The sequence below is a fragment of the Thiolapillus sp. genome (assembly GCF_048562965.1).
In the GTDB taxonomy this organism is placed as follows: Bacteria; Pseudomonadota; Gammaproteobacteria; order Chromatiales; family Chromatiaceae; genus Thiolapillus; species Thiolapillus brandeum_A.
Map to the genome: position 1 here is coordinate 1 of NZ_JBHNMF010000919.1, position 1,131 is coordinate 1,131.

Annotated in this window: 2 protein-coding genes; both read left to right on the top strand. The window is 60.8% G+C overall.

Annotation, left to right across the window (positions count from 1 at the left end; translation table 11 throughout):
• The first annotated feature begins 198 nt into the window (after positions 1 to 198).
• A complete protein-coding gene (locus ACOCD2_RS21195; RefSeq protein ID WP_293689336.1) occupies positions 199 to 690 on the top strand; it encodes a transposase in 492 nt (163 codons plus the stop codon).
• On the top strand, positions 687 to 1,131 hold a 445-nt coding region (locus ACOCD2_RS21200; protein WP_419601531.1), incomplete at its 3' end, for a helix-turn-helix domain-containing protein. The genes ACOCD2_RS21195 and ACOCD2_RS21200, both read left to right, overlap by 4 nt.

The window sequence follows — 1,131 nt, forward strand, 5'->3', positions numbered from 1 at the left end:
GGCAGGGAAAGGCCCCTTGTTTCGTGTCCGGCACTGGGGGCACTGCTTGATCTCGGCGTCTACGTGGGTGACCACCTTTTCAAAGATGATGTCGATCCGGGTGCGCCGCTCAACCCCCTGCCCCCTCTGTCAGGATAGTTGTCTCCCCACAGTTATGGGATTCTAATGGGAATCTCGAGGGGGCAACCGAGAGGAACCATGGGTTATCCAAAAGAGCGTAAAGAGGCGGTGCTGAAGAAGATGCTGCCACCGAATCCGAAGACGATCCCGCAAATTGCCAAGGAGGAAGGGATCTCGGAGGCCACACTGTACAACTGGCGCAAGGCGGCCCGGCGGGAAGGTCGACTGCTCCCTGATGGGGACAACACCCCGCAGGGATGGAGTTCGGCAGACAAGTTTGCCGCCGTGCTGGAAACGGCCGCCATGAATGAAGCGGAGCTTGCCGAATACTGTCGCCAGCGGGGCCTGTACCCGACCCAGATCCAGCAATGGCGTGAAGCCTGTGCCCAGGCCAATGACTGGGACCGTCGGCAGAACCAGCGCCTTCAGGAAGTGCGCAGGAAGGACGAGAAACGGATCCGGAATCTGGAGAAGGAACTTCGCCACAAGGAGAAGGCTCTGGCCGAGACCGCAGCCTTGCTGGTGCTGTCAAAAAAGCTCGAAGCGATCTGGGGGGACGAGGAAAAATGACCAGCGGCCCGGATCGCAAACAGATATTGAAGCTGGTGGAAGAAGCAGAACGGGCCGGTGCGCGCCGTTCCCGCATCAGCGACCTGCTGGGGTTGTCCGCACGCACCCTGAAGCGTTGGCAGGATGCGCAGGGACGGGTACGCAAGGACGGGCGTCCTGAAGCCTCTCGCCCCACCCCGGCCAACCGGCTGAGCGAAGAGGAACGGCAGCAGATCCTGGCGATCTGCAATCATCCGGATCATGCGCACCTGCCACCGTCACAGATCGTACCGATGCTGGCGGACGCAGGAATCTACCTGGCCTCGGAATCCAGTTTCTACCGGATTCTGCGGGAAGCGGATCAACTCCATCGCCGGGGCAAGGCGCAGCTACCACGGAAGATCGCCAAGCCCCAAAGCTACAAGGCCACGGCACCCAACCAGGTGTGGAGTTGGGATATCA

Coding starts and splice junctions, on each gene's coding strand:
- ACOCD2_RS21195 (WP_293689336.1), top strand. CDS start 199: ATGGGTTATCCAAAAGAGCGTAAAGAGGCGGTGCTGAAGAAGATGCTG.